Source organism: Saccharothrix sp. NRRL B-16348 (assembly GCF_001280085.1).
Taxonomy (GTDB): Bacteria; Actinomycetota; Actinomycetes; order Mycobacteriales; family Pseudonocardiaceae; genus Actinosynnema.
Genome location: NZ_LGED01000068.1, coordinates 40,634 through 63,832, shown reverse-complemented (window position 1 = coordinate 63,832; position 23,199 = coordinate 40,634). Strand labels below are relative to the sequence as shown.

Below are 23,199 nucleotides of genomic sequence, written 5' to 3'. Positions count from 1 at the left end.
GCCATCCGAGTGAAGTGTGGGTTCGGGCGCGCCGGGTCGCGTCGAACACGTCGAAAGACGGGTCGAATCGATTCGAAAACGCAGCGACCCGGACCGTGGGGCCCGGGTCGCTGCGTGTCGTTCGAGATCGACTCAGGCGCTCGAACGGGTGACCATCGCGGTCGGGAGGAGCAGGAACGGCGGGAGGTTCTCCTCGCCGGCCAGCTCCGCCATGAGCCGCCACGTCATCGTGCGCCCCAGCTGCTCCACGTCCTGCCGGATCGTGGTCAGCGGCGGCACCGCGGTGGAGGCGATCATCAGGTCGTCGAAGCCGACCACGGCGACGTCGTCGGGCACCCTCTTGCCGTGCGCGTGCAGGGTCTGCAACGCGCCGAGCGCCATGATGTCCGCGCCGACGAACACCGCGTCCAGGTCCGGGGCCTGCTGGAGCAGGTCGGCCATGGCGGCGGCGCCGCTCTCCGGCGTGAAGTCGCCGTACGCGACCAGGCCGGTGTCGACCCTGGCCTGGCTGAGCCCGCGCTTCCAGCCGGAGAGGCGGTCCATGCCGACGGCCATGTCCCTGGGGCCGGCGATGGTGCCGATGCGCTTGTGGCCCCGTGCGACCAGGTAGCGAGCCGCTTCCATGGCGCCGTTGAAGTTGTCCGAGTCCACATAGGGCACTCCGCCGGCGCCGAGGGGCCTGCCGCAGACCACGGTCGGCAGGCCCGCGTCGGCGAGCGTGCGGGGCAGCGGGTCCTGGCCGTGCAGGCTGATCACCAGCACGCCGTCCACGTGGCCACCGCAGAGGTAGTTCACCAGGTCCTGCTCGTCGCCCTCCTTGCTCATCATGAGGACGAGCTGGACCCGCTTGCCCGCGAGCTCGGCGTGCACACCGCGCAGCACACCGGCGAAGAACGGGTCGTTCAGCACCCGGCTGCCCTGCTCGGACACGACCATGGCGATGCAGTTGGCCCGGCTGCCCGCGAGCGTTCGGGCCGCCTGGTTCGGGCTGTACCCGAGCTTGCCGATGGCCTGGTGGACGGCTTCACGCGCCCTGGAGCTGACGTACGGCTCGCCGTTGATCACCCGGGAGACGGTCGACTTCGACACCCCGGCTGCCCGAGCGACCTCCTCGAGCCGGGTGTTGGGTCGTCGCGCCTTGGGCGGGTCAACGGCATCTGTCACGGAGCGACCGTCGCCGCGAGAACGTTGCCACGGGCAACCTGCGAGTACCACATGGCACTCATCTTAGGCGTCCGCACCTGGGTCTCGTAGTCGACATGCACGATCCCGAACCGCTTGGCGTAGCCCTCGGCCCATTCGAAGTTGTCCATGAGCGACCACGCGAAGTAACCGCGCAGGTCGACACCCGCCTCGATGGCCGCGTGGGCCGCCCTGAGGTGCGACTCGATGTAACCGAGGCGCTCGGGGTCGTTCACCGAGCCGTCGTCGCCGACGGAGTCGACGTAGGCCGCGCCGTTCTCGGTGACGTACAGCGGGATGCTGGGGTAGTCCTGGTGCACCCGCAGGAGGACCTTGAACAGGCCGTCCGGCTGCACCTCCCAGTCCATGTCGGTGCGCGGCAGGCCGCGGCTGGGGAACGACACGTGCTCCGCGCCCACCCACGGTGACCCGGTCGGGCGACGCCCGTTGGTCTGGACCGGGGCCTCGGGCTCCGGCGTGCTGCTGACGAAGTGCTCGGCGTAGTAGTTGACGCCCAGCTGGTCGAGCGGCGCGGAGATGATCTCCAGGTCGTTCTCGCGGATGTGCTTGGAGAAGCCGTACGGCTCCAGGTCCTCCACGATGTCCGCCGGGTACTCGCCCTTGAACAGCGGGTCCAGGAAGATCCGGTTCTGCAGGCCGTCGAGCCGGCGCGCGGCGTCGAGGTCGGCCGGGTCCTCCGGGTCCGCCGGGATGATCGGGTACATGTTGAGCGTGATGCCGATCTTGGCGTTCGGCGCCTGGTCGCGGATCACCGCGGTGGCCAAGCCGTGCGCCAGCAGCAGGTGGTGCACGGCCGCGACGGCGGCCTCCGGCTCCTGGCGGCCGGGCGCGTGCACGCCGGCGGCGTAGCTGAGCAGCGACGAGCACCACGGCTCGTTGAGCGTGGTCCAGTTGTCCACCCGGTCGCCGAGCGCGCCGACGACGGACTCGGCGTACTCCGCGAAGCGGTACGCGGTGTCCCGGTTGGCCCAGCCGCCTTCGTCCTCCAGCGTCTGCGGGAGGTCCCAGTGGTAGAGGGTCAGCCACGGGGTGATGTTGTTCTCGAGCAGCTTGTCGACCAGCCGCGAGTAGAAGTCCAGGCCGGGTTGGTTGACCGGACCGGCGTCCGGGCGGATGCGCGGCCACGCGGTGGAGAACCGGTAGGCGTGCAGCCCGAGGTCGACCATCAGCTGGACGTCCTCGTCCACGCGGTGGTAGTGGTCGGCGGCGGGGTCACCCGTGTCACCGCCCACCACCGCGCCCGGAAGCCGGCAGAACGTGTCCCAGATGGACGCGGTGCGACCGTCCGCGGTGGTCGCGCCTTCGATCTGGAACGCCGCTGTCGCGGCGCCCCACACGAATCCCTCGGGAAAGGAAATCGACTCCACAGCTACCCCTTCACAGCACCCTGCATGATCCCGGCGACGATCTGCCGACCGAGTACGAGGAAGACGATTAGAATCGGGACCGTGGCCATCGTGGTCCCGGCGAGCACGAGCGTTTTGTCGACGTAGTAGCCGCTCTGCAACTTCTCCAGGGCGACCTGCATCGTCGGGTTGTCCGCGTTGAGCACGATCAGCGGCCAGAGGAAGTCGTTCCACGACATCATGAACGTGAAGATGCCCAGCATGGCGGCGGCCGGGCGCACCGCGGGCAGGCACACGTGCCAGAACGTGCGGATCATGCTGCACCCGTCCATGCGGGCCGCCTCGATCAGCTCGTCCGGCACGGCGTCGGCGATGTACTGGCGCATCCAGAACACGCCGAACGCGGTCACCAGGTTGGGGACGATGACCGCGCCGAGGGTGCCGGACCAGCCGTACTCCGCCATCACCATGTACAGCGGGATGATGCCGAGCTGCGTGGGCACGGCGAGCGTGGCGACCACGAACACCATCAGCGGACCGCGGCCCTTGAACCGCAGCTTGGCGAACGCGAAGCCGGCCAGCGTCGAGAGCACCACCACGGAGAGGGTGACCGTGCCGGAGACGATGATGCTGTTGCCCAGCGCCTTCCAGAACGGGATCGTGTCCAGCACGCGGCTCGCGTTCTGGAAGAAGTTCCCGCCCGGCAACATCGGCGAGTCCTTGGTGAACGTCGCGTCGTCGTGGCTGGCCACCAGGAACGACCAGTAGAACGGGAACGCCGAGCCCAGGATGAAGGCGATCAGGATCCCGTAGACGACGAAGCTCGGGCGCCGGTCGGCGAGCGACACGGCCTTCGAGCGCTTCCGCTTGGCGGGCTTGGTCCCGGTCGCGCTCGGCGCCGGGCGATCGGTGATGGTGGCCATCACGCCTCCCCACTGGACGCGAGCCTGCGGGTGAGCAGGAAGTTGATCCCCGCGATCGCGATGATGACGATGAACAGGACCCAGGCCATCGCCGAGGCGTAGCCGAGGTCCTGGCTTTGGAAGCCTGCTTGGTACATGTAGAGCACGACCGTCTGGTACTGGTTGGTCGCGCCGCCGTTGGCGCCCGCCGAGGGCGAGAACAGCAACGGCTCGGTGAAGATCTGCAGACCGCCGATGGTCGACGTGACGATCACGAAGATCAGGGTCGGGCGCAGCATCGGCAGCGTGATGCTGAGGAACTGGCGCACCTTGCTCGCGCCGTCGACCCAGGCCGCCTCGTAGACGTCGCGCGGGATGGCCTGCATGGCGGCCAGCACGATCAGGGCGTTGTAGCCCGTCCAGCGCCAGTTCACCATGGTGGCGATGGCCACGTGGCTCCACCAGCGGTCGGCCTGCCAGTCGATCCGCTCGAAGCCGAACAGCTCGATGACGTCGTTGATGCTGCCGTACTGCACGCCGAACAGGTCGCCGAAGATGATGGTCAGCGCGACGAGGCTGGCCACGTAGGGCAGCAGCACGCCCATCCGCCAGCCGGTGCGACCGCGCAGGGCGGTGTTGAGCAGCACGGCCAGCAGCACCGCGATGATGACCTGCGGGATCGTCGAGATCGCGAAGATGCTGAACGTGTTGACCATCGCGTTCCAGAACTGCGAGTCGGCCAACAGGTTGGTGTAGTTCTCGACGCCGATGAACGGCTGCTCGTCCGCTCCCAGCTCCCACTCGAACAGGGAGATGTAGGCCGTGTAGAGCAGCGGGAACAGGCCCACCACCGCGAAGAGGATGAAGAACGGGGCGATGTACACGTACGGCGAGAACTTCACGTCCAGGCGCGTCAGGCGGTAACGCCAGCTCAGCTTCGCCGGACCGATGTCATCGTTGTCGTCGCGCCGCGGCGGGCGGGGCTCGGCGCCCCGCCCGCGCGCGACCGAAAGCTCGGTCGTCATTACTTGGCAGCCTTCTTGGCTCCCTCGATGACCTTCGCCCACGCCTCGTCAGGCGACGTGCCCTGCTCGACCGAGGCCAGCGCCGGGGAGACCACGTTGTCCTGGATCTCGCCGTCCTGCGGGCCCTTGTACTGGGCCGCCGCGACCTTGTTGGCCTGCTCGGCGAACAGCATGCCGACCTTCTCGCCGCCGAAGTACTCGCTGGTCTGGTTCAGCAGCTCGGGGGAGATCAGGGCCTCGGTCTGGCTCGGGAAGGTGCCCTTGGCCTTGAACGCCTTGATCTGCTGCTCCGGAGCGGTCAGCCACGCGGCCAGCTTGGCGGCCTCGGCCTTGTTCTTGCCCTGCTTCGGGACGGTCAGGTACGAGCCGCCCCAGTTGCCGCCGCCACCGGGGAACGCCGCGGTGACGGCCCACTTGCCCTTGTGGTCGGGACCGGCGTTGCCCTCGATGACACCCAGCATCCAGGACGGGCAGGTCTTGGTGGCGAACGCCGACTCCTTGAAGCCGGTCTGCCACTCCGGGCTCCACGCGGCGAGCTTCGCCGACTGGCCGCCCGCGACCGCGGCGGTGATCTGGTCCCAGATCTTCTTGTCGTCGTTGGTCTCGATCACGAGCTTGTCGTCGCGGTCGAAGTAGCCGGTCTCGGCCTGGTTGTGCATCGGGTTGAAGATCTGCGCGGCCGAGTCGAACCACGGCTTGCCGGTCGCCTTGACGTAGGCGTCACCGGCGGCGAAGTACGAGTCCCAGGTCGCGAACAGGGCCTTCACGCCCTCGGGGTCGGACGGCAGCTTCGCGGCCTCGAACAGGTCCTTGCGGTAGCACATGGCCAGCGGGCCGATGTCCGTGCCGTAGCCGATGAGCTTGTTGTCCTTGGTCGTGACCGCGTCGACCTTCCACTGCAGCCAGCGGTCCTCGCGGACGTCCTTCGGGCCGATCTCCTTCAGGTCCTCGAACTGGCCGGACTTGGCCATGACCTGGCTCAGGAAGCCCTCTTCGACGGCTTCGACGTCGGCGAGGCCGGAGCCCGCGCCCAGCTTGGTGAACAGGTTCTGGTGGTGCGGCGCGCCCTGGCCGGTCTTGCGCTGCGTGACCTTGACGTTCGGGTTCGCGGCCTCGTACTCCTTGAGGAGCTCTTCGTAGCCGAACTCGTTGAAGGTCGCGATGGTCAGCTCGACCTTGCCATCAGGCGATGTGCCGGACCCTCCCGAGCCACAGGCCGTGGCGACTGCGGCAAGCACTGCGGTGCAGGCCAGGACTTTGGCCAAGCCTGCTCGACGGTAGCGCACGAGAACTCCTCAGTTGATCGGCGGTGAACGTTCTGGGAGCGCTCCCAGGTTTTGGGGGAGTGTGGTTCGCGCCACGGAGTTGTGTCAAGCTCCCGTGTCCGCGCTGTTACCGACGTTGCGACGTTTGCCCTGCTGGACCGATTCTGCTAGCGGTGTGTCCGGTGGTCCGTTCAGGCACTGTTCGTAGACCGGTCGGACACGCTCGGTTCATCTCCGCGGCCCCCGCCCGGAAAAGATTCACGAGTCGCGAACCCACTCTCCCGCCACCAGTCTGCACCGGAAGTGCGCGGCTGTCCGGCACCGCCACACCGCGAGTCGCGGACAGTGGCGCGCCGAGTCGTCCGGACGGGTCGCGAGTCGGCCGACCGGGTGGTGATCACCGGCCGGCCGAGTCACCTCCGGACGACCCCGCGCCGCGCGCCGCCGCGTCCATTCGGAACCAATGATTCACGGGGCCGTTTCGTCACGCGCGCGGGCCGTCCGAATATAGGGGTACCCCTCATGATCGCCGTGTTGCCACGACGTTATAGATCACGCACGGGTGGTGTGGCGGCTCAGCGGCCGTCCTCCAGATCACCCTCGGTTTCCAGGTAGGCCATTCGCAGCGCTTCCAAAGTCTCGGCCTCCGGGTGCTCCCACATACCCCGTTCGGCCGCTTCCAGGAGCCGTTCGGAGATGCCGTGCAGCGCCCACGGGTTGGACTTGGCCAGGAACTCCCGGTTCACCGGGTCCAGCACGTAGCTCGCCGCGAGCTGCTCGTACATCCAGTCGGCGACCACGCCGGTGGTGGCGTCGTAGCCGAACAGGTAGTCGACGGTCGCCGCGAGTTCGAACGCGCCCTTGTACCCGTGCTTGCGCATCGCGGCCAACCACCTCGGGTTGACCACGCGGGCGCGGAAGATCCGGTTCGTCTCCTCGTTCAGCGTTCTCGTGCGCACGGCATCGGGCCGCGTGCTGTCGCCGACATAAGCGGCGGGCGCTTTACCGGTGAGCGCGCGCACGGTCGCGATCATTCCGCCGTGGTATTGGAAGTAGTCGTCGGAATCGGCGATGTCGTGTTCACGCGTGTCGATGTTCTTCGCCGCGACCGCGATGCGCTTGTAGGCGCTCTCCATGGCGGGCCGCGCTTCGACTCCGTCGAGTTCACGGCCGTAGGCGTAGCCGCCCCACACCGCGTACACCTCGGCCAGATCGGCGTCGTCGCGCCAGTTGCGGCTGTCGATGAGCGGGAGCAGGCCGGCGCCGTACGCGCCCGGTTTGCTGCCGAAGATCCGCATTGTCGCGCGGCGCGGGTCGTTGTGCTGCGCGAGATCGGCTTGGGCGTGCGCCCGGACGTAGTTGTCCGAGGCCGACTCGTCCAAGTTCGCGACCAGTCGCACCGCGTCGTCGAGCAGTGCCACCACGTGCGGGAATGCGTCGCGGAAGAAGCCGCTGATCCGGACCGTGACGTCGATTCGCGGCCGGTTCAACTCGGCGAGCGGGATCGCTTCCAGACCGGTCACCCGACGGGACTGGTCGTCCCATTGGGGCCGCACGCCGAGCAGCGCCAGCACCTCGGCGATGTCGTCACCCGCCGTGCGCATCGCGCTGGTGCCCCAGACCGACAGGCCCACCGACGGCGGCCACTCCCCCGTGTCCGCCCGGTAGCGCTCCAGCAGCGAGTCTGCCATGGCCTGGCCGGTCTCCCAGGCCAGGCGGGACGGCACCGCCTTGGGGTCGACCGAGTAGAAGTTGCGGCCGGTCGGCAGCACGTTCACCAGGCCGCGCAGCGGCGAGCCGCTCGGACCGGCCGGGACGTAGCCGCCGTCCAGGGCGTGCAGCACGTTGGTCAGCTCGTCCGTGGTGCGGGCCAGCCGGGGCACGACCTCCAGCGCGGCGAACTCCAGGATCCGCGCCACGTCCTCGTCGTCGGTGAGCGACCGGGCCGCGTTGACGTCCCAATTGGCGTCTTCCATGGCCTGGACGAGCGCGCGGGCCCGTTCCTCGACCCGGTCGGTGGCCGTCCGGTCGTTGCCGGACTCGGTCAGGCCCAGCGCCTCGCGCAGGCCGGGCAGGGCGGCGACCTGGCCCGCCCACATCTGCTTGGCCTGCAGGATCGACAGCACGAGGTTGACCCTGGCCTCGCCGGTGGGCGCCGCGCCGAGCACGTGCAGGCCGTCGCGGATCTGGACGTCCTTGACCTCGCACAGCCAGCCGTCGACGTGCAGGATCAGCTCGTCGAACTCCGCGTCGTGCGGCCGGTCGGCCAGGCCCAGGTCGTGGTCGAGCTTGGCGGCCTGGATGAGGGTCCAGATCTGGGCGCGGATCGCCGGCAGCTTGGCCGGGTCCATCGCGGCGATGTTGCCGTGCTCGTCGAGCAGCTGCTCCAGCCGGGCGATGTCGCCGTAGCTGTCGGCCCTGGCCATCGGCGGCACGAGGTGGTCGACCAGGGTGGCGTGCGCCCGGCGCTTCGCCTGCGTGCCCTCGCCCGGGTCGTTGACCAGGAACGGGTAGATCAGCGGCAGGTCGCCCAGCGCCGCGTCCGGCCCGCAGCCCGCCGACAGGCCGACGGTCTTGCCGGGCAGCCACTCCAGGTTGCCGTGCTTGCCCACGTGCACCACGGCGTCGGCGCCGAACTCGTCCTCCAGCCAGCGGTAGGCGGCGAGGTAGTGGTGGCTCGGCGGCAGGTCCGGGTCGTGGTAGATCGCGATGGGGTTCTCGCCGAACCCCCGCGGCGGCTGCACCATGACCACGACGTTGCCCGAGCGCAACGCGGCCAGCACGATCTCGCCGTCCCGGTCGCGCGACCGGTCCACGAACAGCTCGCCGGGCGCCTCGCCCCAGTGCCGCTCCATCTCCTCCCGGGTGTCGGCGGGCAGGGTGGCGTACCACTGCCGGTACCGGGCCGCCGGCAGCCGGACGGGGTTGCCCTGGAGCTGCTCCTCGGTGAGCCAGTCGGCGTCCTGGCCGCCGGCCGCGATGAGGGCGTGGATCAACGCGTCGCCGTCGAGGTCGGCCACGCCGGGCAGCTCGTCGCCGATGTCGTAGCCGTGCTCCCGCATCGCGGCGAGCAGCCGCACGACGCTGGCCGGGGTGTCCAGGCCGACCGCGTTGCCGATGCGGGAGTGCTTGGTCGGGTACGCCGACAGCATCACCGCGACGCGCCGGTCGGCCGGCGGGATGTGGCGCAGCCTGCCGTGGCGCACGGCGATGCCCGCGACCCGGGCCGCGCGCTCCTCGTCGGCGACGTACACGGTGAGGCCGTCCTCGTCGACCTCCTTGAACGAGAACGGCACCGTGATGATCCGGCCGTCGAACTCCGGGATCGCGACCTGGGTCGCGGTGTCCAAAGGGGACAGTCCGTCGTCGTTCTCGTCCCACGACGCGCGGCTGCTCGTCAGGCACAGCGCCTGGAGGATCGGCACGTCGAGCGCGGCCAGCGCGCCCACGTCCCACGCGTCGTCGTCACCGCCGGCGGACGCGGCGGCGGGCTTGGTGCCGCCGGCCGCGAGCACGGTCACCACCAGGGCGTCGGCCTGTCCCAGCACGGCCAGCAGCTCCGCGTCCGCCGTGCGGAGGGAGGCGCAGTAGACCGGCAGCGGACGGCCGCCCTTGGCCACGATCGCGTCGCACAGCGCGTGCACGAACGCCGTGTTCCCGGCCACGTGGTGGGCGCGGTAGTACAGGACGGCGACGGTCGGGCCGTCGACCGCGTCCTGCCGTTCCAGCAGGCCCCAGGTGGGCGTCGGCTCGGGCGGCGCGAAGCCGTTGCCGGTGAGCAGCACCGTGTCGGACAGGAAGTGGTGCAGCTGGGCGAGGTTCACCGCGCCGCCGTGCGCCAGGTACGCGTGCGCCTCGGCGCAGACGCCGCCGGGCACGGTCGACAGCTCCATCAGCGGCGCGTCGGGGTGCTGCTCACCGCCCAGCACGACGACCGGCAGGCCGCGGGCGAGCAGCCAGTCCAGCCCTTCCTCCCACATCCGGCGACCGCCGAGGATGCGCACGACCACCAGGTCGACGCCCTCCACCAGCGCCGGGAGGTCGTCCACGGCGGTGCGGGCGGGGTTGGCCAGGCGGTAGTCGGCGCCGCTGGCCCGGGCGGACAGCAGGTCCGTGTCGGAGGTCGACAACAGCAGGATCACGTGCGGGCTCCATCCCTCGGGGGTCCTCGCCCCGGTCGTAGGGGACGGCGAGCGGAGTTCCTGACTCCCGGGGTGCTCCCCGGTCACAGTGGCGGGACCGCGCCGGATTCACACCGGCTTCCTCCTGCTGCTTCGCCGTTCGGAGGTCACCCTAACGGCAGTTAGCATCCAGTCCATGCCCGCGGATCGAACTCACCCCGACGCCTGCCCCGGCGCCGTCGACGTGCACCAGGCCGCCGACGGCGGGTTGGCGCGCGTGCGGGTGCCCGGTGGGACGTTGACCGCGGTGCAGGTCGACGCGCTGCGTGCCGCCGCGCTGGAGCTGGGCGACGGGTTCCTCGAGCTGACCTCGCGGGCGAACGTGCAGATCAGGGGCCTGGCGCCGGGCGCGGAGCACGAGCTGGGCGCCCGGGTGGCCGCCGTCGGCCTGCTGCCGTCGCGGACCCACGAGCGGATGCGGAACATCGTCGCCGCGCCGTTGGAGGACAACCAGGCGCTGGTCGACGCCATCGACGCGGCGTTGTGCGCGGTGCCGGAGGCGGCGTCCCTGCCAGGGCGTTTCCTGGTCACGGTGGGTAGCGCGGTGAGCGGCCTGTCGGGTGACATCGGGCTCGTCGGTGACGCGTTGTTCCTGGCCGGGCGGGATTCCGGGCTCCGCGTGACCGATCCGGTCGACGCCGTGGTGACCGCCGCACGGCTGTTCGGCGAGCTGCGCGGCGACGCGTGGCGGCTGTCCGAAGTGGACGGCGGTGTGCGGAAGATCACGGAGGCGTTGGGCGTCCCCGGTTCTGTGAAGATCGAGCCGGGTGTGACGCCCGTCGCACCCGGCGCGCACGGTTCGGTGGTCGTGGCGGGCGTGCCGTTCGGGCGGTGGGACGCACGGCTCCTGGCCGGCGTGCCGGTGCGGCTCACGCCGTGGCGCAGCGTGGTGCTGCCGTCCGGGAGCGATACCAGCGGCCTGTTCACGTCGCCGGACTCGCCGTGGCACGGCGTCAGCGCGTGCACCGGGCGGCCGGGGTGCGCGAAGTCGTTGGCCGACGTGCGCGCGGACGCGACGCGCTGGCTCGACACCCGGACCACACCGGGTCGGGTGCACTGGTCGGGCTGCGCACGCCGGTGCGGGCGGCCGGCCGGTGACGTGGTGGAGTTCGTCGCGACCGGCGACGGGTACGAGGAGATCAGGTGACCAGCTACGTCAAGGACGGCGCGGAGATCTACCGCCGTTCCTTCGCCACCATCCGCGCCGAGGCAGACCTGGCGCGGTTCCCGTCGGACGTGTCCCGGGTGGTGGTGCGCATGATCCACGCCTGCGGGATGGTCGACCTGGTGTCGGACGTCGACTTCTCGCCGCACGTGGTGCGTGACGCGCGGGCGGCGTTGGTGGCCGGGGCGCCGATCCTGTGCGACGCGCAGATGGTCGCGGCGGGCGTGACGCGGCGTCGGCTGCCGGCGGACAACGAGGTCGTCTGCACGTTGGGCGACCCGCGCGTGCCGGGGCTGGCGGCGGACATGGGCACCACGCGCAGCGCGGCGGCACTGGAGCTGTGGCGGGACAGGCTGGACGGCGCGGTGGTCGCCATCGGCAACGCGCCGACCGCGTTGTTCCACCTCCTGGACATGATCGCGGACGGCGCGCCGCGGCCCGCCGCCGTGCTGGGCGTGCCGGTGGGGTTCATCGGCGCGGCGGAGTCGAAGGACGCGTTGGCGGACAACGGTCTGGGGTTGGAGCACCTGGTCGTGCGCGGGCGGCGTGGCGGCAGCGCCATGACCGCGGCGGCGCTCAACGCGATCGCGAGCGAGGAAGAATGACGGGCAAGCTGTACGGGGTCGGGGTGGGTCCGGGCGACCCGGAGCTGGTGACCGTCAAGGCGGCGCGGCTGATCGGCGAGGCGGACGTCGTCGTCTTCCACAGCGCGCGGCACGGGCGGAGCGTGGCGCGCAAGATCGCCGCGCCGTACCTGCGGGACGGGCAGGTCGAGGAGCAGCTGGTCTACCCCGTCACGACCGAGGACTCCGACGACTACCAGGGCGAGATCGACGCGTTCTACGAGGAGTGCGCGGCGCGGTTGGCCGCGCACCTGGACGCCGGGCGCACGGTGGTGGTGCTGGCGGCGGGCGACCCGTTCTTCTACGGCTCGTACATGCACCTGCACAAGCGGTTGGCGCACCGGTACGAGGCCGAGGTCGTGCCCGGCGTGACGTCGGTGAGCGCGGGCGCGGCGGTGATCGGCCGGCCGCTGGTGGAGCGGGACGAGGTGCTGACCGTGCTGCCGGGGACGTTGTCGGCGGACGCGCTGGTGGAGCACCTGGCCGGCGGCGACCCGGTGGCGATCATGAAGCTGGGGCGGACGTTCCCGCAGGTGCGGGAGGCGTTGGCGCGCGCGGGCCGGCTGGACGAGGCCTGGTACGTGGAACGGGCGACGACCGGGGCTCAGCGGACCGCGCCGCTGTCCGAAGTGGACGCCGAGGGTGTGCCGTACTTCTCGTTGGCGTTGCTGCCGAGCAAGCCCGTGGTCCGTCCGACCGGTGAAGGTCAGGTCGTGGTCGTGGGGCTGGGCCCGGCGGGACCAGAGTGGTTGACGCCGGAGGCGCGGCGGGCGTTGGCGGAGGCCGACGACCTGGTCGGGTACGTGACCTACCTGAACCGGGTGCCGGTGAACCCGCGGCAGCGGCGGCACGCCTCGGACAACAAGGTCGAGGCCGAACGGGCGGCGTTCGCGCTGGACCTGGCCAAGCGGGGACGGCGGGTCGCGGTGGTGTCGTCGGGCGACCCCGGCGTGTTCGCGATGGCCAGCGCGGTGCTGGAGGTGGCGACCGAGGAGCAGTTCGCGGACGTGCCGGTGACCGTGCTGCCGGGCTTGACCGCGGCGCACGCGGTGGCGAGCCGGGTCGGCGCGCCGCTGGGGCACGACTACTGCGTGGTGTCGTTGTCCGACCGGCTCAAGCCGTGGGACGTGATCGAGGAGCGGCTGGAGGCGGCGGCGCGGGCCGACCTCGTGCTGGCGGTCTACAACCCGGCCTCGCGCAGCCGCACGTGGCAGGTGGAGAAGGCGCGTGACCTGCTGCTGCGGCACCGCTCCCCCGACACGCCGGTGGTCGTCGGGCGTGACGTCGGCGGCCCGGAGGAGTCCGTGCGGGTGGTGCGGCTGGCCGACCTGGACGCGTCCACTGTGGACATGCGGTGCCTGCTGCTGATCGGGTCGTCCCAGACGCGGGTCAGCGCGCGTGGCACGGTGTTCACCCCGCGCCGCTACCCCGGGTGAGCCAGTCGACGGCCTCGGCCACCGTCTCCACCAGCGGCGCGGGCGGTGGCGGTGGCCGGCGCACGACGACGACCGGTAGCCCGAGGTGACGGGCCGCGGTCAGCTTGGCCGCTGTCATCGGGCCGCCGCTGTCCTTGGTGACCAGTACCTCGACCCGGTGCTCGCGCATCAGCCGCAGCTCACCGTCCACTGTGTACGGTCCGCGGTCCAGGACGAGGTCGAGGCGCGGGTTCGGCGGATCGGGCGGGTCGACCGTGCGCGCCACACCGCTGGTGAACGCGGCCAGCTCCTGGCGGCCGGTGGTGATGAACGCCCGGCGGCCGGCGACGAGTGCGGCGGCTTCGGCGACGCTGTCCACGTACCGCCAGCCGTCCTCGGGCGGCCAGCCGGGGCGGCGCAGCACGAGGAACGGCGTGCCGGTCGCGGTGGTGGCGGCGAGGGCGTTGGCGGTGATGCGGTCGGCGAACGGGTGCGTCGCGTCCACGACGGCGTCGACGTGCTCGGCCCGCAGGTAGGCGATCAGCCCGTCGACACCGCCGAAGCCGCCGACGCGCACCTCGCCGTCGGGCAGCTTCGGGTCGGCCACCCGGCCGGCCAGCGACGAGATCACCCGCAGGCCGGTGAGCTGCTGAGCCAGCTCACGGGCCTCGCCCGTGCCACCCAGTACCAGCACGGTCTTCACGGCTGTTGCATCCTGTCCTCGTGAGCACGAACCTGCGCTTCGGCTGGACCACCGGCGCCTGCGCCACCGCCGCCACCACGGCGGCGTACACGGCGTTGCTCACCGGCGAGTTCCCCGACCCGGTCGGGATCGTGCTGCCGAAGGGTCAGACGCCGTCGTTCGCGCTGGCCCGCGAGGAGCTGGCCGGCGACCGGGCGTTCGCCGCGATCGTGAAGGACGCGGGCGACGACCCCGACGTCACGCACCTCGCGCTGGTCGGGTCCACCGTCCGGCACGGCGCGCCGGGCAGCGGTGTGGTGTTCGAGGCAGGGCCGGGCGTGGGCACGGTGACGAAGCCGGGCCTGCCGCTGGCGGTCGGCGAGCCGGCGATCAACCCCGTGCCGCGGCAGATGATGCGCGAGCACATCGCGCGGGTGGGCGCGGCGCACGGCGGCACCGGCGACGTGGTGGTGTCGATCTCGGTCGAGCACGGCGAGGAGTTGGCGCGCAAGACGTGGAACCCCCGGCTGGGGATCCTGGGCGGGCTGTCCATCCTGGGCACGACGGGGATCGTGGTGCCGTACTCGTGCTCGGCGTGGATCGACAGCATCCGGCGCGGCATCGACGTGGCGCGGGCGCAGGGGTACGAGCACGTGGCCGGGTGCACCGGCAGCACGTCGGAGAAGGTCGCGGCGGCGCTGCACGGGCTGCCGGAGGACGCGTTGCTGGACATGGGCGACTTCGCCGGCGCGGTGTTGAAGTACCTGCGCCGCCACCCCGTGCCCCGGCTGACCGTCGCGGGCGGGATCGGCAAGCTGTCCAAGCTGGCGGACGGGCACCTCGACCTCCACTCTGGGCGTTCGCAAGTGAACCTGGGCTTCCTGGCGTCCCTCGTGGACGACCCGGCGCTGGCCGGGGCGGTCACGGAGGCCAACACGGCGCTCGGGGCGCTGCAAGTGTGCCAGGCGGCGGGCGTGCCGCTGGGCGACCTGGTGGCGGCGAAGGCCAAGGCGACGGCGGACGACGTGCTGCGCGGCGCGCCGGTCACCGTGGACGTGATCGTCATCGACCGCGCGGGCACCGTCGTCGGCCGGGCCTGAGCCGGTCAGAACATGCCGTTCGCGACCTCCTCCTCGTCGGGCACCGGGGGCACGAGCTGAGCTTCACCACCACGGTCGCCACGTTCGGCACCGCGGTCGACATCACGCTCGAGGAGATCGCGATCGAGTCGTGCTTCCCGGCGGACCGGGCCACCGCCGAAGCGCTGGGCGCGCGGTCATGACCGGCTGCGGGTGGTGGAGTAGAGGTGGCTGTCCGGGAAGCCCTCCGCGGTCAGGACCTTGCCGACGACGATGACGGCGGTGCGCTTCACGCCGGCGGCCCGCACCTGGTCGGCGATGTCGGCGAGGGCGCCGCGCAGGACCAGCTCGTCGTGCCGGCTGGCGCGCGCGACCACGGCGACCGGGCAGTCCGGGCCGTAGTTCGGCAGCAGGTCGGCGACCACCTCGTCGATCCGCTGCACGGCCAGGTGCAGCACGAGCGTCGCGCCGGACCGGCCGAGCGACGCCAAGTCCTCCCCCGGCGGCATGGGGGTGGCGCGGGCCGACGTGCGGGTCAGGATCACGGTCTGGCCGACGCCCGGCACGGTCAGCTCCCGGTTGAGCGACGCGGCGGCGGCGGCGAACGCGGGCACGCCCGGCGTCACGTCGTACGCGATGCCCAGGGCGTCCAGGCGGCGCATCTGCTCGGCCATCGCGCTGAACACCGACGGGTCGCCGGAGTGCAGGCGGGCCACGTCCTGGCCGGCGGCGTGCGCGGCGGCCAGCTCGGTCGTGATCTGGTCCAGGTCCAGGTTCGCGGTGTCCACCAGGCGCACGTCCGGCGGGCAGTGCTCCAGGACCTCGACCGGCACCAGCGCGCCCGCGTAGAGGCAGACCGGGGACTCGGCGATGAGCCGCGCCGCCCGCAGGGTCAGCAGGTCGGCCGCGCCGGGCCCGGCGCCGATGAAGTGGACGGTCACGCGTTCTCCTTGGTCACTGCCCACGTGGTCACGGGCATCTGCGGGCGCCAGCCGGTGAAGCCGCCGATCGCGGTCGCCCGGCTCACCTCGATCCTGGTCAGGTCGCCGCCCAGCCGGCCGCGCCACCGCGTCAGCACGGCCTCCGACTCCAGCGTGACGGCGTTGGCCACCAGCCGCCCGCCGGGTTTCAGCGCGTCCCAGCAGCGCTCGACCACACCGTCGGCGGTCAGGCCACCACCGATGAACACGGCGTCGGGTGCCTCCAGGTCCAGCACTCCGGGCGACGAGCCGACGACGACCTCGATGCCCGGCACGCCCGCCGTCGTCGCGTTCCGCGTGATCCGCGCGGCGCGCTCCGCATCCCGCTCCACCGCGACGGCCCGACAGCTCGGGTGGGTCCGGCACCACTCGATCGCGACGCTGCCCGCGCCCGCGCCCACGTCCCACAGCAGCTCACCGGGACGCGGCGCGAGCAACGCCAACGTCACCGCCCGCACCTCACGCTTGGTCAGCTGCCCGTCGTGCTCGTACGCCTCATCCGGCCTGCCCGGTGCGGACGACGCGCCGTCCGCGCCGCACTCGACCGCGAGCACGTGCAACGGGTCGGCGTCGTCGAGCGAGTGGTGGACCCGCTCCCCCGGCCCGCCCAACTGCTCCAGCACGGTCAGCCGCGCGTGCGGCGCCAACGCCGCGACCTCGCGCGGGTCGCCACCGAGCACGAGCACCCGCCGTCCGGGGTGCAGGTGCGGCACGACGAGCGCGGCGGGCTTGCCGACCAGGCTCACCACGTCCACGTCGTGCAACGCCCACCCCAGGCGGGCGCACGCCAACGACACCGACGACGGGTGCGGCACGACCCGGACCTGGTCGGCGCCCAGCAGCCGGACCAGGGTGGAGCCGATGCCGTGGAACATCGGGTCGCCGCTGGCCAGCACCCCCACCCGCCGTCCGGCGAACCGGGCCAGCAGCCCGGGCAAGGCCGGGACCAGCGGCGACGGCCACGGCACCCGTTCGACCCCGTGGTCGAGCGGCACCAGGTCCAGTTGGCGGGAACTGCCCATCAGCACCTCGCACGACGCGATCTCGTGCCGCGACGCGGGCGGCAGGCCGGCCCAGCCGTCGGCCCCGATCCCGATGACGGTGACGCTCACACCGTCCCCAGGACCCGGGTGACGGCGATCTCGATCACCACGCGTTCCGGGTTGGGCCGGGGCGTGCGGTAGCGGTCGGCGTACCGCCGCTCGGCGTCCCGGACCACCTCCGGCTCCCGGCGGACGACCGCGCGCCCCTCCAGCGTCGACCACCGACGTCCGTCCACTTGGCACACGGCTACCGGAGCCGTGCCCGCCGCGAGGATCTGCCGCGCCTTGTGCGATCCACCCGAGGTGATCACCCTGGCGGTGGCCGTCTCCACGTCCAACGTAACGCCGACCGGCACCACGTGCGGCGTGCCGTCCGGGCGGATCGTGGTCAGCGTGCACAGGTGGCGCTCGGTCCAGAATGCGCGGAAGTCCTCGCCCTTGCTCGACAACATGCGTGCATCATGCGGCACGCGCGGGCTATCGTGGAAAACGTGACGCGCCGATTTAGCCGCCCCCGGCCGGGAGACCCGGTCACTGGGGCCTGCGACGTGCGCTAGTTCACGTGGTCCCGGTGGCGGACCGGCTCGGGGGATCCCTCCGGCCGATGTCCACCACCTCGAAGGGACCACCCAGGATGCCTCGCGACCTCAGCGACCCCACGTACGGGCCGCACGCCATGCAACTGCTGGTAGACGAGATCCTCGCCGCCCTGCCGGGTGAGCCGCGCGTGCTGCGCGACCACCCGGAGGTGTCGGTCGACGACAACTACACCGCGCTGGGCTACCCTCCCGACGCCATCACCCGCGACGCCCGCCACACGCGCTACACCAGCGAGAACCGCATGCTCCGCAGCCACACCACAGCGATGGTGCCGCCCGCGTTGCGGCTGCTCGGCACGGAGGACGGCTGGGACGACGTGCTGCTGGCGTGCGTCGGGATGGTGTACCGCCGTGACGCGGTGGACCGGGTCCACTCGGGCACACCGCACCAACTCGACCTGTGGCGGATCTCCCACCACCGCGCCGAGCTGGACGAGCTGATCGACACCGTGATCACCACCGCCGTGCCCGGCCTGCCCTACCGGACCACGCCCGCGACCCACCCCTACACCACCGAGGGACGCCAAGTGGACGTGCTCGTGGACGGCGAGTGGCTGGAGGTCGCCGAGTGCGGCCTGGCAGCAAGGCACGTCCTGCGCCGCGCGTGGCTGCCCGACGACGTGCACGGCCTTGCCCTCGGCATCGGCCTCGACCGCCTGCTGATGCTGCGCAAGGGCATCCCGAACATCCGCCTGCTGTCCTCGAACGACCCGCGCGTCGCCACCCAACTGCTGGACCTGACCCCGTACCACCCGGTGTCCAAGCACCCACCGATCACACGGGACATCTCGGTGGCGGTCGCCGCAGACGCCGACAACGAGACGATCGGCGACCTCGTACGCGCCGCCGTGGGCAACCTGGTGGAGGAGGTCACCATCGTCAGCGAAACCCCGATCTCCACCCTGCCCCCGCTCGCCATCGAACGCCTCGGCGCCCACCGACACCAGAAGAACGTCCTCCTACGCCTAACCCTGCGCCACCCAACCCGAACCCTCACCGACAACGAAGCCAACACCGCCCGCAACACCGCCCACGCCGCCGTTCACGAGGGCAATCAACCCCTCTACAGCTGAGCCAGCCGCACCACAACGGACCCGCAACCCCACCGCAGAGGCCCGATTTGACATGGGTTCGGGTGCTTTAGGCTGGCTGGTCGAAGCCGGCAGGCCTGGCGGGACGCTTTACCCCGCCGGGCCTGCCGGCTTTGGCCTGCCTGGAGTGCCCGTAAGGGCCCCATGTCAAATCGGGCCGGACTTGAGCGAGACCACCGGACGGAACTCAACCACCGAGCCGCACGAGGGTGCGCTCGACCCGTGATCAGCCCCTGATCTCGTTGAGGTAGTTGTAGATCGTGTACCGGGTCACGCCCAACACACCCGCCAGGTAATCGATCGAGTCGCGGATCAGAAACAGACCCGCCTCGTCCAGCACCCGCACCACCTGGGACTTGTGCGACTTCTTCATCAGCTCCACAGGCACCCCGACCGCTGTCACAGCGCGTTCGACCAACAGACGCTGGAGGGTGTCGACATCACCGGGAAACGCCTCCACCGCCGCCCCCACCGACATCCCCGACACCGCCGCCTCCACCTGATCCGGCCGTCGATTCGGCCCCGGATCGCTGTTCACGCACAAACAACCGACCGCCACCCCCTCGGCATCACGCAAAAACACCGTCGACGACCGAATCACCCGCCCATCCGGCGCATACGTCTCGTACCCCGCCAAGTCCTGCGTCGTACCACGCCGGACCAAGCCGAGCAGCAGGTCCGTCATCGGCCCACCGACCTTCCGACCGGTGAGGTCCCCCGCGATGGCGATGATCGAGTTGGGCAGCGCACCGAGGTCGTGCAGCACCACCTCGGTGCCCGGCCCCAACGCCGCAGCCAGGCTGTTCACCGTCGGCACCAACGCGGTGAGCACCTCGGACGTCACCGACGGAACCGGCGCCGGCGCCTCGACCACGACCGGCCTGCGAATCTCCTTCAACGCCGCGGCGAAGCGGGCGATCGTGTCCGGCGTGGTGGAGGCGTGCGGCGACAGGCGAACGTGCTCCGGCCGCACCGTCGCCGTCACGCCCGCGTCCACCAGCGCCGCGCCGATCACCGACGGCGGGTGATCGGGCAGCGTGAACGCGACAATGCCCGCACGCCGGTCCAACGCCGACACAACCTCCCCGCCGGCCGCACGGATCACCTCGACCAGTTCGTCGGATCGTTCAACAATCCTCGCCCCAATAGCCTCAACCCCCGCCACCTCCACCAGCTCCAACGCCGCCGCCAACGCACCCGACGCGATCGGGCTCAGGTTGGTGATCGACCACCCTCCCGCCCCTTCGCCGACGCGGTGGATGCCGTTGTCGAACAACCCGGGGTCCTCCGCGCCCGTCCACCCCGACAGCACGGGGTCCAGCCTGCTCAGTGCCCGGTCGGACAACGTCATGAACCCGGTCGACCACCCCGCGCGCAACCACTTCTGCCCGCCGACCACCAGCACGTCGGCCACTTCCCACGGCTCGTCGACCACCCCGAAGCCCTGGATGCCGTCCACGATCAGCAGCCGGTCGCCGACCACCTCCCGCAACGCCGCCAGGTCCGCCCGGTAGCCGGTGCGGAAGTCCACCGCGCTCACGGACACGGCGGTCGTGCGAGGCGTCAACGCCGCCCGCACCACGTCGGCCGTCACCGGTCCGGCGGGCAGCCACGACACGTCCACGGACGGCGACCGCGCCCACGGGTAGGTGTTCGCCGGGAACTCCCCCGACGACACCAGCACCTCGCCGGTCACCGACAGCGCCGCCTGGAACAGGCCGGTGCTCGTGTTCGGCAGCAGCGTCACGTGGTCGGTGTCACCGCGGCACAGCCGGGCCACCGCCGCCTTCGCGCGCAGCTCCTGCCGCATCAGGTCGTCCACCGTGGACGGCCCGGCCGACACCGACGCCTCCACCAGCCGCGTGGAGGCGTCCACCACGGCGAACGACGGCGGCCCGAACCGGGCGAAGTCCAGGTACCCCTCCGGCTCGCGGAACTGGACGAGGTAGGACGACGGGATGCGCATGACCACCTAGAGCACCTTCGCGAGGAACTGCTGCGTGCGTTGCTGTCGCGGATTGTCCAGCACCTGACCCGGCGGCCCGGTCTCGACCACCGCGCCGTCCACCATGAACACCACCGAGTCGGCCACCTGCCGGGCGAACCCGATCTCGTGCGTGACCACGATCATGGTCATGCCGTCGCGGGCCAGGTCCGCCATCACCTCCAGCACCTCTCCGACCAGCTCCGGGTCCAGCGCCGAGGTCGGCTCGTCGAACAGCATGAGCTGCGGCCGCATGGCCAGCGCCCGCGCGATCGCCACCCGTTGCTGCTGGCCGCCGGACAGCTGGTGCGGGTAGGAGTCGGCCTTGTCCGCCAGCCCGACCCGGTCGAGCAACGCCCGCGCCTCGTCCACGGCCGCCTTCCGGGACGTCCGCAGCACGTGCACCGGGCCTTCGGCGACGTTCTCCACCGCCGTGCGGTGCGGGAACAGGTTGAACCGCTGGAACACCATGCCCACACCCCGCCGCTGCCGCGCCACCTCCCGTTCGCGCAGCTCGAACAGCTTCCCGCCGCGCGAGGTGAACCCGACGGGCTGGCCGTCGACCCAGATCCGGCCCGCGTCGATCGTTTCCAGGTGGTTCACGCAGCGCAGGAACGTCGACTTGCCCGCGCCCGACGGCCCGAGCAGGCACACCACCTGGCCCGCGTCCACGGAGAGGTCCACGCCGCGCAGCACCTCGGTGTGACCGAACGACTTCCGCACGCCCACCGCCCGCACGAGGCTCACCGGGCCACCCCCTTGCCGTAGTAGCGCTCCAGGAAGTGCTGCCCGACGCTCGCCACGCTGACCACGACCATGTACCACGCGGCGGCGGCCAGCAGCGTCTCCATGATCTGGAGGTTGCGCGAGGCGATGTTGTTGGCCGCGTGGATCAGCTCCAGGAACCCGATGACCGACGCCATGGACGTGCCCTTGAGCATGTTGATGAAGTTGTTGCCGGTCGGCGGGATGATCACCCGCATGGCCTGCGGCAGCACGACCCGCCGCAACGTGGTCGCGGGCGTCATGCCGATCGCCTTGGCCGCCTCGACCTGGCCGTGGTCCACGCTGTTGAGCCCGGCCCGGACGATCTCCGCCATGTACGCGCTCTCGTTGAGGCCGAGGCCGAGCAGCGCCGCCACGAACGCCGTCACCAGGACGTTGGTCTTCTCCTCGAACAGCCCCGGGATGGAGATGTTCTCGAACACCAGCGCCAGGTTGAACCACAGCAGGATCTGCAGCAGCACCGGCAGGCCCCGGAACAGCCACACGTACCCGGCGGCGAACCAGCGGGCGACCGGGTTGGCCGACCGGCGCAGCAGCGCGATCAGCACGCCGAGCACGATCGCGCCCGCCTGCGCGGCCAACGCCAGCACCACCGTGTTGACCAGGCCGCGCAGCATGATGTCGTGGGTGAAGAAGCCCGGCACGGCGGCGTAGTCGATCTTCGCGTCGGCCAGCGCCCAGCCGAGCGCGCCGAGGAGCGCCAGGATCACCGCGCCGACGACCCACCGCCCCCAGTGCCGCAGGGGGACGACGACCAGGTCGTCCACGGCTTTCACCTCGTCCACGGCTTCCACGGCGTCACTGGCCATTGACGGTCGCCTTCGTGACCGCGCCCTGCTCGACGTCCCAGGCTTCGAGGATCTTGCCGTAGGTGCCGTCGTCGATCAGCGCCTGCAACGCGCCGCGCAGCGCCGCGCTCAGCTCGGGCGTGTTCTTGTTGACGCCGATGCCGTACGGGCCGCCGTTGATCGGCGCCAGGTCCACGACCTCGAAGAACTCGCCGTCACCCGCGGTCTTGGCCACGTAGACGGCGGTGGGCAGGTCGTTCAGGATGGCGGCGACGCGGCCGGTGCGGAGCTGGTTCTGGTTCTGCGTGTCGCTGTCCGTGGCGGTCACCCCGATGGGGTCGCCGGACAGGCACTGGAACTGCTTGGCGTAGGTCTCCTGGCTGGAGCCGAGGTTGACCGCGACGGACTTGCCGCACAGGTCGTCCGGGCTCTTGATGCCCGCCGGGTTGCCCTTCTGCACCATGATCGTGATGCCCGAGGTGAAGTAGTCGACGAAGTCGATGGCCTGCTGCCGTTCCGGGGTGTCGTTCATCGCGGCCATGGTCACGTCGATCCGGCCGGCCTGGAGGCTCGTGATGAGCGAGCCGAACGCCATGTCCTGGTGCTCGACGGTCAGCCCCAGCTTCGCGCCGAGCGCCTTGACCAGGTCGACCTCCGAGCCGACCGGGGTCTTGCCGTCGGCGGCGTAGAAGTTGTTCGGCGGGTTCTGGATGTTCGAGCCGACGCGCAGCTTGCCCGCCTGGGCGATGGCGTCCGGCAGGGTCGCGGCCAGGGCGTCGTCCTTGGTGACGGCCTCCACGATCGCCGAGGTCGACGGGAGGTCGTCGGCGGGCCCGGCCGCCGGGTCCTCGGCGGGCGAACCGCACGCCACCAGCGCGAACAGGGACAGGGCGAGGGCTGCGGTCCTGCGCACGGGACACCTCCTGCATTCGGGTGAACCGAAAACTACAACGTTCTGTTGAAGGCGTCCACAGTTGGTTGAAGGGAATTGTCGGGGAGTGACCTTCGTTGGTCCGGGTACAAGGGGGCAACCCCCGTGTCC

General features: G+C 71.1%; 19 protein-coding genes and 1 riboswitch. Of the genes, 5 read left to right on the top strand and 14 right to left on the bottom strand.

Annotated features, from left to right (window positions below; all coding sequences use genetic code 11):
* Positions 1 to 132 precede the first annotated feature (132 nt).
* The 6 genes from ADK67_RS09225 to cobN all read right to left on the bottom strand — a co-directional run bounded on the left by ADK67_RS09225 (position 133) and on the right by cobN (position 9,883).
* A complete protein-coding gene (locus ADK67_RS09225) occupies positions 133 to 1,164 on the bottom strand; it encodes a LacI family DNA-binding transcriptional regulator (RefSeq protein ID WP_053715977.1) in 1,032 nt (343 codons plus the stop codon).
* Entirely contained in the window at positions 1,161 to 2,561 is a 1,401-nt protein-coding gene (locus ADK67_RS09220; protein ID WP_082403337.1) for a GH1 family beta-glucosidase, read from the bottom strand. Before ADK67_RS09220 ends, ADK67_RS09225 begins: the two co-directional genes overlap by 4 nt.
* Positions 2,562 to 2,572: 11 nt before the next feature.
* A complete protein-coding gene (locus ADK67_RS09215) occupies positions 2,573 to 3,472 on the bottom strand; it encodes a carbohydrate ABC transporter permease (protein ID WP_082403323.1) in 900 nt (299 codons plus the stop codon).
* Positions 3,472 to 4,476, bottom strand: a complete 1,005-nt coding sequence (locus tag ADK67_RS09210) for a carbohydrate ABC transporter permease (RefSeq protein WP_082403322.1) — start codon at positions 4,474 to 4,476, stop codon at positions 3,472 to 3,474. Before ADK67_RS09210 ends, ADK67_RS09215 begins: the two co-directional genes overlap by 1 nt.
* Entirely contained in the window at positions 4,476 to 5,762 is a 1,287-nt protein-coding gene (locus ADK67_RS09205) for an extracellular solute-binding protein (protein WP_053715975.1), read from the bottom strand. Before ADK67_RS09205 ends, ADK67_RS09210 begins: the two co-directional genes overlap by 1 nt.
* Positions 5,763 to 6,316: 554 nt before the next feature.
* The gene (gene cobN, locus ADK67_RS09200) at positions 6,317 to 9,883 is read right to left on the bottom strand and encodes a cobaltochelatase subunit CobN (protein ID WP_053715974.1); all 3,567 of its coding nucleotides are present in this window, start codon (positions 9,881 to 9,883) and stop codon (positions 6,317 to 6,319) included.
* Between the two features lie 34 nt (positions 9,884 to 9,917).
* A riboswitch (cobalamin riboswitch) is annotated at positions 9,918 to 10,047 on the bottom strand.
* Positions 10,048 to 10,058: 11 nt separating this feature from the next.
* Here cobN and ADK67_RS09195 point away from each other — a divergent pair.
* The 3 genes from ADK67_RS09195 to cobJ are packed head-to-tail and all read left to right on the top strand — an operon-like array spanning position 10,059 to position 13,146.
* Positions 10,059 to 11,069, top strand: a complete 1,011-nt coding sequence (locus ADK67_RS09195) for a hypothetical protein (RefSeq protein ID WP_053715973.1) — start codon at positions 10,059 to 10,061, stop codon at positions 11,067 to 11,069.
* On the top strand, positions 11,066 to 11,692 hold the full coding sequence (locus ADK67_RS09190) for a precorrin-8X methylmutase (RefSeq protein ID WP_053715972.1): 627 nt from the start codon (positions 11,066 to 11,068) through the stop codon (positions 11,690 to 11,692). The genes ADK67_RS09195 and ADK67_RS09190 overlap by 4 nt, the downstream gene beginning before the upstream one ends.
* Complete coding sequence (gene cobJ, locus ADK67_RS09185) at positions 11,689 to 13,146, top strand: precorrin-3B C(17)-methyltransferase (protein ID WP_053715971.1); 1,458 nt, start codon at positions 11,689 to 11,691, stop codon at positions 13,144 to 13,146. The genes ADK67_RS09190 and cobJ overlap by 4 nt, the downstream gene beginning before the upstream one ends.
* On the opposite strand, the gene ADK67_RS09180 is transcribed toward cobJ, so the two are convergent.
* The gene (locus ADK67_RS09180) at positions 13,121 to 13,828 is read right to left on the bottom strand and encodes a cobalt-precorrin-6A reductase (protein WP_053715970.1); all 708 of its coding nucleotides are present in this window, start codon (positions 13,826 to 13,828) and stop codon (positions 13,121 to 13,123) included. The two genes, cobJ and ADK67_RS09180, sit on opposite strands and share 26 nt — an antisense overlap.
* Before the next feature lie 20 nt (positions 13,829 to 13,848).
* Here ADK67_RS09180 and ADK67_RS09175 point away from each other — a divergent pair, with 20 nt between their 5' ends.
* Positions 13,849 to 14,907, top strand: coding sequence for a cobalt-precorrin-5B (C(1))-methyltransferase (locus ADK67_RS09175; protein WP_053715969.1), 1,059 nt, complete (start codon positions 13,849 to 13,851; stop codon positions 14,905 to 14,907).
* 176 nt (positions 14,908 to 15,083) lie between these two features.
* On the opposite strand, the gene cobM is transcribed toward ADK67_RS09175, so the two are convergent.
* The 3 genes from cobM to ADK67_RS09160 are packed head-to-tail and all read right to left on the bottom strand — an operon-like array spanning position 15,084 to position 17,361.
* Complete coding sequence (gene cobM / locus ADK67_RS09170) at positions 15,084 to 15,827, bottom strand: precorrin-4 C(11)-methyltransferase (RefSeq protein WP_053715968.1); 744 nt, start codon at positions 15,825 to 15,827, stop codon at positions 15,084 to 15,086.
* Complete coding sequence (locus ADK67_RS09165; protein ID WP_053715967.1) at positions 15,824 to 16,978, bottom strand: bifunctional cobalt-precorrin-7 (C(5))-methyltransferase/cobalt-precorrin-6B (C(15))-methyltransferase; 1,155 nt, start codon at positions 16,976 to 16,978, stop codon at positions 15,824 to 15,826. The genes cobM and ADK67_RS09165 overlap by 4 nt, the downstream gene beginning before the upstream one ends.
* Positions 16,975 to 17,361 carry a pyridoxamine 5'-phosphate oxidase family protein gene (locus tag ADK67_RS09160; RefSeq protein ID WP_053715966.1) on the bottom strand — a complete coding sequence of 129 codons (387 nt, stop codon included), beginning with the start codon at positions 17,359 to 17,361 and terminating at the stop codon, positions 16,975 to 16,977. Before ADK67_RS09160 ends, ADK67_RS09165 begins: the two co-directional genes overlap by 4 nt.
* Before the next feature lie 182 nt (positions 17,362 to 17,543).
* Between ADK67_RS09160 and srmL the strand changes: the two genes are divergently transcribed.
* Positions 17,544 to 18,581 (top strand): PheS-related mystery ligase SrmL, encoded by a 1,038-nt coding sequence (gene srmL / locus ADK67_RS09155; protein WP_053715965.1) that lies wholly within the window; start codon positions 17,544 to 17,546, stop codon positions 18,579 to 18,581.
* A 244-nt stretch (positions 18,582 to 18,825) separates the two neighbouring features.
* Here the strand turns inward: srmL and ADK67_RS09150 are convergent, their stop codons facing one another.
* The 4 genes from ADK67_RS09150 to ADK67_RS09135 are packed head-to-tail and all read right to left on the bottom strand — an operon-like array spanning position 18,826 to position 23,070.
* The gene (locus tag ADK67_RS09150; protein ID WP_053716078.1) at positions 18,826 to 20,565 is read right to left on the bottom strand and encodes an aminotransferase class V-fold PLP-dependent enzyme; all 1,740 of its coding nucleotides are present in this window, start codon (positions 20,563 to 20,565) and stop codon (positions 18,826 to 18,828) included.
* A 6-nt stretch (positions 20,566 to 20,571) separates the two neighbouring features.
* On the bottom strand, positions 20,572 to 21,330 hold the full coding sequence (locus ADK67_RS09145; RefSeq protein ID WP_053715964.1) for an amino acid ABC transporter ATP-binding protein: 759 nt from the start codon (positions 21,328 to 21,330) through the stop codon (positions 20,572 to 20,574).
* Entirely contained in the window at positions 21,327 to 22,178 is an 852-nt protein-coding gene (locus ADK67_RS09140) for an amino acid ABC transporter permease (RefSeq protein ID WP_053715963.1), read from the bottom strand. Before ADK67_RS09140 ends, ADK67_RS09145 begins: the two co-directional genes overlap by 4 nt.
* The gene (locus ADK67_RS09135; protein ID WP_053715962.1) at positions 22,168 to 23,070 is read right to left on the bottom strand and encodes an ABC transporter substrate-binding protein; all 903 of its coding nucleotides are present in this window, start codon (positions 23,068 to 23,070) and stop codon (positions 22,168 to 22,170) included. Before ADK67_RS09135 ends, ADK67_RS09140 begins: the two co-directional genes overlap by 11 nt.
* Between the last annotated feature and the right edge of the window lie 129 nt (positions 23,071 to 23,199).